The 6,291-nt window shown below is 46.7% G+C and carries 7 protein-coding genes; 3 read left to right on the forward strand and 4 right to left on the reverse strand.

The genetic code is table 11. The features are described 5' to 3' along the window. Positions 1 to 357 precede the first annotated feature (357 nt). The 4 genes from HWQ67_RS11365 to HWQ67_RS11380 form a co-directional block, all read right to left on the reverse strand. A complete protein-coding gene (locus HWQ67_RS11365; protein WP_218252807.1) occupies positions 358 to 768 on the reverse strand; it encodes a bacteriohemerythrin in 411 nt (136 codons plus the stop codon). Between the two features lie 53 nt (positions 769 to 821). Continuing rightward, on the reverse strand, positions 822 to 1,229 hold the full coding sequence (locus tag HWQ67_RS11370) for a bacteriohemerythrin (RefSeq protein WP_218252808.1): 408 nt from the start codon (positions 1,227 to 1,229) through the stop codon (positions 822 to 824). Between the two features lie 33 nt (positions 1,230 to 1,262). Then, the gene (locus HWQ67_RS11375) at positions 1,263 to 1,721 is read right to left on the reverse strand and encodes a flavin reductase family protein (protein ID WP_218252809.1); all 459 of its coding nucleotides are present in this window, start codon (positions 1,719 to 1,721) and stop codon (positions 1,263 to 1,265) included. 315 nt (positions 1,722 to 2,036) lie between these two features. After that, complete coding sequence (locus HWQ67_RS11380) at positions 2,037 to 3,068, reverse strand: AI-2E family transporter (protein WP_218252810.1); 1,032 nt, start codon at positions 3,066 to 3,068, stop codon at positions 2,037 to 2,039. A gap of 271 nt (positions 3,069 to 3,339) precedes the next feature. Between HWQ67_RS11380 and HWQ67_RS11385 the strand changes: the two genes are divergently transcribed. The 3 genes from HWQ67_RS11385 to HWQ67_RS11395 form a co-directional block, all read left to right on the forward strand. Then, entirely contained in the window at positions 3,340 to 3,771 is a 432-nt protein-coding gene (locus HWQ67_RS11385; RefSeq protein ID WP_218252811.1) for a response regulator, read from the forward strand. Next, positions 3,761 to 5,080 (forward strand): GGDEF domain-containing response regulator, encoded by a 1,320-nt coding sequence (locus HWQ67_RS11390; RefSeq protein ID WP_218252812.1) that lies wholly within the window; start codon positions 3,761 to 3,763, stop codon positions 5,078 to 5,080. Before HWQ67_RS11385 ends, HWQ67_RS11390 begins: the two co-directional genes overlap by 11 nt. Positions 5,081 to 5,096: 16 nt before the next feature. Further along, a partial coding sequence (locus tag HWQ67_RS11395) for a chemotaxis protein CheB (protein WP_320414565.1) occupies positions 5,097 to 6,291 on the forward strand: 1,195 nt, incomplete at its 3' end.

Below are 6,291 nucleotides of genomic sequence, written 5' to 3' on the forward strand. Positions count from 1 at the left end.
TCTATTATCGACCGAAAGAGAAACGATCATCTCAACCACGACATACAAAAAAGTCAAGGAAAAAATGGTGTCATGGCGTTGTTCGATATGCTTAAGTCAACAGCATTACGCCTCGCCCCTCCCCTTGCAGGGGGTTCTGAAGGGGGCCAAGAGCGCATTGAGCCGGGGGGCGCTGCCCCCTCCTGGGGCGACAAGAAGCGGAGCCGCCCCTTTCTTTCTTCTATTTGAGCAATTTTGATACCCGAAAAAACTCGAATCCGATCAGTATACCATGAAATATAAAGAGTATACACTGTTGGTACAAAAAAAGGGGGTATCACCCCCCCGTGCTGACATGATTACAGGCGCTGTCAATCCTTATCGTCTCCTGAGAAATACCCCTATGGCTTTATCTGTCTTGCATATGTGATTTACAAACCACTGAATCAGAGCAACCTCTATCGTGTTTATCATGGCCGGTGAACTATGGTCCTTCTTAAATATCTCTACCAGTTCGTTAAAGCTCTCCCAAAACAGTGTGTGTTGTGCCTCATGCTCCAGGAACTTGTCGTTGGGGTATTTTATGCGTGTCATCAAGGTCTCTTCCATCGCAAAGTGACTCTCAACATACTGCCTGAGAAAATCTACCACCTTCTGGACCTCATCCCTGGCATCTTTTCTCTCAATGGCCTTGAGCAGGTTGCTGAACGTTGCAATCAACTCCTTGTGTTGATTGTCTATCGAGTCAACCCCTACTGACAGGTCATCCGTCCACTTAATATCCACCATAAGTCTTTGTATCCTCTCATGCTACATTGATCTGTTAAAAGCAAATCAACTTTTCATTGTTTCCTGATAAATACCCCTATTGCCTTATCAGTCTTGTTCACGTGATTTGTAAACCATCCAACAAGGACATTCTTTATCTTGGTCACCATAAACGGTGAACCAGGACTCTTCTTAAATTCGCCTATCAGTTCGTTATATGTCTCCCAGAAATCCGTATGTTGTTTCTCATGTTCCAGATACTTGTCTTTGGGGTATTTTATGCGCTTCATTAAAGTCTCTTCCATCGTAAAATGAGTCTCAACATACTGCTTGAGAAAGGTTACCACCTTTTGAATCTCGTCTTTGCTATCACCTCTGTTAATGGCATTGAGCAGGTTGTTGATAATTACAATCAACTCCTTGTGCTGATTGTCTATCGAGTCAACCCCTACCGACAGGTCATTGGTCCATTTAATGTCCATAATCGATTGTATCCTTGACTGTTACCTAATTTGTTAAAAGTAATCATTCCACCTAAATGGTAGAGGCTGCTTGTCGGACTGTAGCACCTTTGCAGCAACGGCTTCGCCCACAAACAGTTCGTGATCACCCGCCTTAAATATGCTGACCGTCTTACATTCAATATAGGCCATGGCGCTGTTAAGCACCGGTGAACCATTGGGGGCGTCAAAGTAACCGACATTGGCAAACTTATCGGCATCCCGGCCACTCTTAAATCCGTAGTGCTTGGCAAGCTCTATCTGTTCCTCGGATAGGACGTTTACCGCAAAGTAGCCCGACTCACGGATCAACTCATTGGTATACCTCTCCGGCGCAATGGAAACCATCAACATCTTGGGCTCAAACGATACCTGTGATACCCAGCTCGCCGTCATGCCATTTATTGCGTCCTTACCCTTGACCGTTATAACGTAACAGCCTAACAATACCCCTTTTGCAATTACATCCTGCATTTAAGTTCCTCCTATCGTATCAGATTTATTATACGTATTTTGTCATTAATCCAAGCGAAATCTGCTATAAAATAAAAATGCCTTATCGTAGCTATACTAACATGTGGGCAAAATGTTCGTCAATGATATAGATCACGGCAATGAAGGGGTCAAGGGGCTGGCCCCCTTGCGGGGTGGGTCTGAGGGAGGGGCAGAGGGGGTGAGGCACCCCTGCCACAAACCGCCTCCCTTCTTTCTTTTCTTAGGGTGAACTATTGTTATACATGTTTATGCTCTCTTGCTTATGGAAAGCGGCCACCGTCTTTGATGCAGGGGTTACTTGATCTTGCCATCTTCAGATAGCATGATAACTATAGGGCGAGTGGAAGGGAATTTGGACATTATAATGCTTGCTATCACCATTATGGGTACACACAGGAACATCCCCGTAATGCCCCAGATATACCCCCATATGGTCAGAGAGATGATAATGACAAGCGGACTGAGGTTGAGGGATTTTCCCATCATTTTTGGCTCCAGGACGTTACCGATAAACAGATGAATCCCCACCAGGAGACCTGTAACAATCACAAATGGATATACGGTGTCAAACTGCACCAGGGCCAACAGCGCAGGGAAGAGTACCGTTACGATGGCCCCAACGGTCGGTATGTATGTAAAGAGAAAGGTGATGAGCGCCCAAAAGACGGCAAAGTCAACACCCACAATCCTTAAGACGACATAAGTAAACACGCCGGTAAGCAGACTGATCACGCTCTTTATCTTTATGTACGTCCTGATGTCCTGATTGATGTTATGTATCACGGCCCTGACACCTTCATATCGCAACTGATCCTGCACCAGAACCTTGAGCTTGCTGTCAAAGGTGTGCGCCTCCAGCAAGAGCAACAACACATAGACAATGATCATGCCCATGTTGCTGGCCACGGTTGTCAGCATATGCGCAACGGAGGATAGCAGTTCGCTTACACTCAGGGAGGCAAACATGCTTTCTATGCTGGGAGTCCCTGTGAGGTGGAGTTTATTGTAGGCATACCGTAGCATGTTTTGCAATTTGGCCTGATAATGAGGAGCGGCAGCCACCACGGCATCGGTGTTGCTGTTGACAAGGGCGACAAAAAACCATATAATCATTGCCATTGTAACAAACGACAGGGTAAGTGCACTCCACCGTGGCATGACGTATTTACCGACTCTTAGCTTGGCATACTCCCCGGCAAGCGTGTTGATAAGATACCAGACCACTATGCCAATAACAAGGGGGACAAAAAACACCTTCCCTATAAAGAGAATATAAAACCCTAGTGCTATCATCCCAATGATGAGTGAAACGTTTATTATCTGCATAATTTACCTGTATTAGGTATCCTCTTAAAAAAGCATGGTAAATTTAAGATACGCTTATTCATATCAAACCAGCCCTTTACGGGGTCAAGGGGGCTGGCCCCCTTGCAGGGGAGGTCTGAGGAGGGGGCGGAGCCGCCCTCCTTCTTTCTTGTCTTTCTGCTGCAAATTATACCCCATATGATGTAATAAACGCAAACGATATTTTTTAGCTTGCCTTGATGGCTGAAATATGTTATCATAAATGTCAAATGATAGTCTATAGTTTATTTTTATGAGAGACAGACCATACACCATACTCTTGGTAGAGGACGACGAGGATGATTATCTGCTGTTTTCTGAGGCCATAGCGGAGACCGGTATCACGCACCATGTCATCTGGGTACGGGATGGCGAGGCAGTGATGAAATATATATCGAAGGAGCACAGGCCTGACCTGATCATCCTGGACCTGAATATGCCCGCCGTGGATGGCCGTGATGTCCTGCGACAGATCAAGTCCAACCCGCTCTTACTGAGCATACCGGTTGTCGTTATGACAACGTCGGGGGCAGATGAGGACATAGATTTTTGCTACAGTATCGGGGCAAACTCCTATATAAAGAAGCCGGATAGTTTTTCCAGGTTGCTTGATACCGTAAAACTCATAGGTTCTTACTGGCTTAATGCAGTAGAGCTACCCAGGGGCAATAATTATGCCGGCTAAGGGTTTTAAGATACTGGTAGTGGATGATGACGAGGAAGACAGGCTACTTATCAAGGATTATATCTTGGAGGGTTTGGCCGGTAAGACCTCTGTCATAGACTGTGTTGGCGAGTTTGAGGAGGCGGTTGCAGCTCTCCAACAGCAGCGGTATGATGTCCTGTTAATAGACTACCGACTGGGGGCGCACAGCGGATTGGAGCTGATTGATTACGTCAAGGATGCCGGTGGTCACAGCAGCATGATCCTGCTTACCGGTCTGGGGGATGAGGAGCTGGCCGTAACCGCCATGAAAAAAGGTGTGCGCGACTATCTCAACAAAAACCGCTTATCGGCAGAACTCATCCGAAGTACAATTGTCAATGCCGTAACACTGAGTGAGGCCTATTACCTGCGCTCTCTGGCTGAGGATGCCCTCAAACGCTCCGAGGCCAATTACCGTGAACTTGTAACGCTGTTGCCGGCAATCGTTGTTGAGTTCTCCGCAGGTGGGGTACCGATACTGGCCAATGACTACATAAAGGTTATTACAGGCTATGACAAGGATGACTTTATACTGTCAAACAACTGGCAAAATATATTGCCTGTCTCTGCCGATGGTACTTTTGAGGACTTTAAGGACAGGCTGCTGAAGGGTGATATAAAAAACAACCAACTCCACATAAAGACCAAAGATGGCAGCACCAAGACCCTCAGCCTCAACGCCAGGGGACGTCACAACGTAAGCACTAAACAACACCCAAAAAAAGAAGGTCTGTCTAGCATCATCTGTATCTACACCGATATCACGGAGAGTGTTGAACTCAGAGAGAAACTCCATACGCAGTCAATCATGGATGAGCTGACCGGGTTGTACAACAGGCGCGGGTTTTATACACTTGCTGCACAACAGATCAGGCTGGCCAACCGTTATCAACGCTCCATGCTTCTCTTCTTTTTAGACCTTGATGGCATGAAGACTATAAACGACAACTACGGACACAAGGCTGGAGACAGGGCACTCGTAGAGGTGGCACACATAATGAGGGAGACCTTCAGGGAGTCTGACATCATCGGACGAACCGGCGGGGATGAGTTCATTGTGCTTGTATCTGACATGGAAATAGTTGACGAAAGTGTCATTCGGGCACGACTGCAGGATAATATTGATACCTTTAACAATAAAAGTGATGCCCCCTTTAACTTGTCTGTCAGCGTTGGGGTTATAAGATATTCCCACGAAAATCCGATGGAACTTGACGAACTCATTGCCAGGGCAGATAACTTGATGTATGCCGAAAAATCAAAAAAACGGGCGTCAAGGAAAGCATAAAAAAATCAGGAGGATCGTGGCAGCGGACAATGACCATTCTTCCCGTGAGTCTCAGAACGGAGTGCCTGCTCCAGAGGGCGGTGAGGTTGTCCGCTCACCGGAGGTTGATTTCCCGATAGTGGCCATAGGTGCCTCTGCGGGTGGTCTGGAGGCCCTTGAGGTGTTTTTTTCCAATATGCCTTCCGATGCCAATATGGCCTTTGTCGTTATCCAGCACCTGTCCCCTAAACACAAGAGCATAATGGACTCGCTCCTTGAAAAGCATACGGATATGAAGATACAGGTAGCAGAAGATGGCATAAAACTCAACCCCAACCATGTGTATCTAAACCCTCCTGAGAAAAACCTTGCCATTATGCACAAGGTCATTTGCCTGATGGAGCCCCCTGATGTACATGCCTTGAATCTGCCAATAGATTATTTCTTTCAGTCTCTCTCAGATGACCAGGGTGAGAGGTCGATCTGCATAATACTGTCGGGGACGGGGACGGACGGTACCAAGGGGCTTAGAGCGATAAAGGGCGTGGGCGGGATGGCAATGGTTCAGGATGAGAAACAGGCCAGGTACAATGGTATGCCCTCAAGCGCCATAGGCACAGGTCTTGTAGATTATGTGTTGCCCGTTGAGGAGATGCCACAAACGCTTATCAGGTATGTCCGGCATCCATACGTGGAGGGTCAAAGACAATCAACCATATCACAGGACAAGTTAAACAGGATATTCATGGCAACCCGGCATGTGACAGGACACGACTTCAGCCATTACAAGAAAAATACCATCTGCCGAAGGCTCCAACGTCGCATGGCAGTTCACCAGATTGAGGACATAGATGATTATATCCGTTATTTTCAGCAAACACCCATAGAGGTCAGGCTATTCTTTAAGGACATGCTCATTGGTGTAACCAACTTCTTCAGGGACAAAAATGCGTTTGAATTTCTTAAGGAGACAGTGCTGTGGGAGATGCTAAAAGACAGACCCTACGGTTCTAACCTACGCATCTGGGTTGCCGGATGTGCCACCGGAGAGGAGGCCTACTCCATATGCATTATCGTTGCCGAGGTCATGAAGGCCCTGAAGGGGTCTTTCAATGTACAGGTATTCGTATCCTCTTTAAAAAGCATGGTAAAATTAATTTCATGGTTTAAAGGCATGGATTCCTGCTTTCGCAGGAATGACAGTTACAGGCTTTTTCCAAGTTTGTCATTCC

The sequence above is a fragment of the Candidatus Magnetobacterium casense genome, assembly GCF_019173545.1.
Taxonomy (GTDB): domain Bacteria; phylum Nitrospirota; class Thermodesulfovibrionia; order Thermodesulfovibrionales; family Magnetobacteriaceae; genus Magnetobacterium; species Magnetobacterium cryptolimnobacter.

Coding starts and splice junctions, on each gene's coding strand:
- HWQ67_RS11385 (WP_218252811.1), top strand. CDS start 3,340: ATGAGAGACAGACCATACACCATACTCTTGGTAGAGGACGACGAGGAT.
- HWQ67_RS11380 (WP_218252810.1), bottom strand. CDS start 3,068: ATGCAGATAATAAACGTTTCACTCATCATTGGGATGATAGCACTAGGG.
- HWQ67_RS11370 (WP_218252808.1), bottom strand. CDS start 1,229: ATGGACATTAAATGGACCAATGACCTGTCGGTAGGGGTTGACTCGATA.
- HWQ67_RS11375 (WP_218252809.1), bottom strand. CDS start 1,721: ATGCAGGATGTAATTGCAAAAGGGGTATTGTTAGGCTGTTACGTTATA.
- HWQ67_RS11365 (WP_218252807.1), bottom strand. CDS start 768: ATGGTGGATATTAAGTGGACGGATGACCTGTCAGTAGGGGTTGACTCG.
- HWQ67_RS11390 (WP_218252812.1), top strand. CDS start 3,761: ATGCCGGCTAAGGGTTTTAAGATACTGGTAGTGGATGATGACGAGGAA.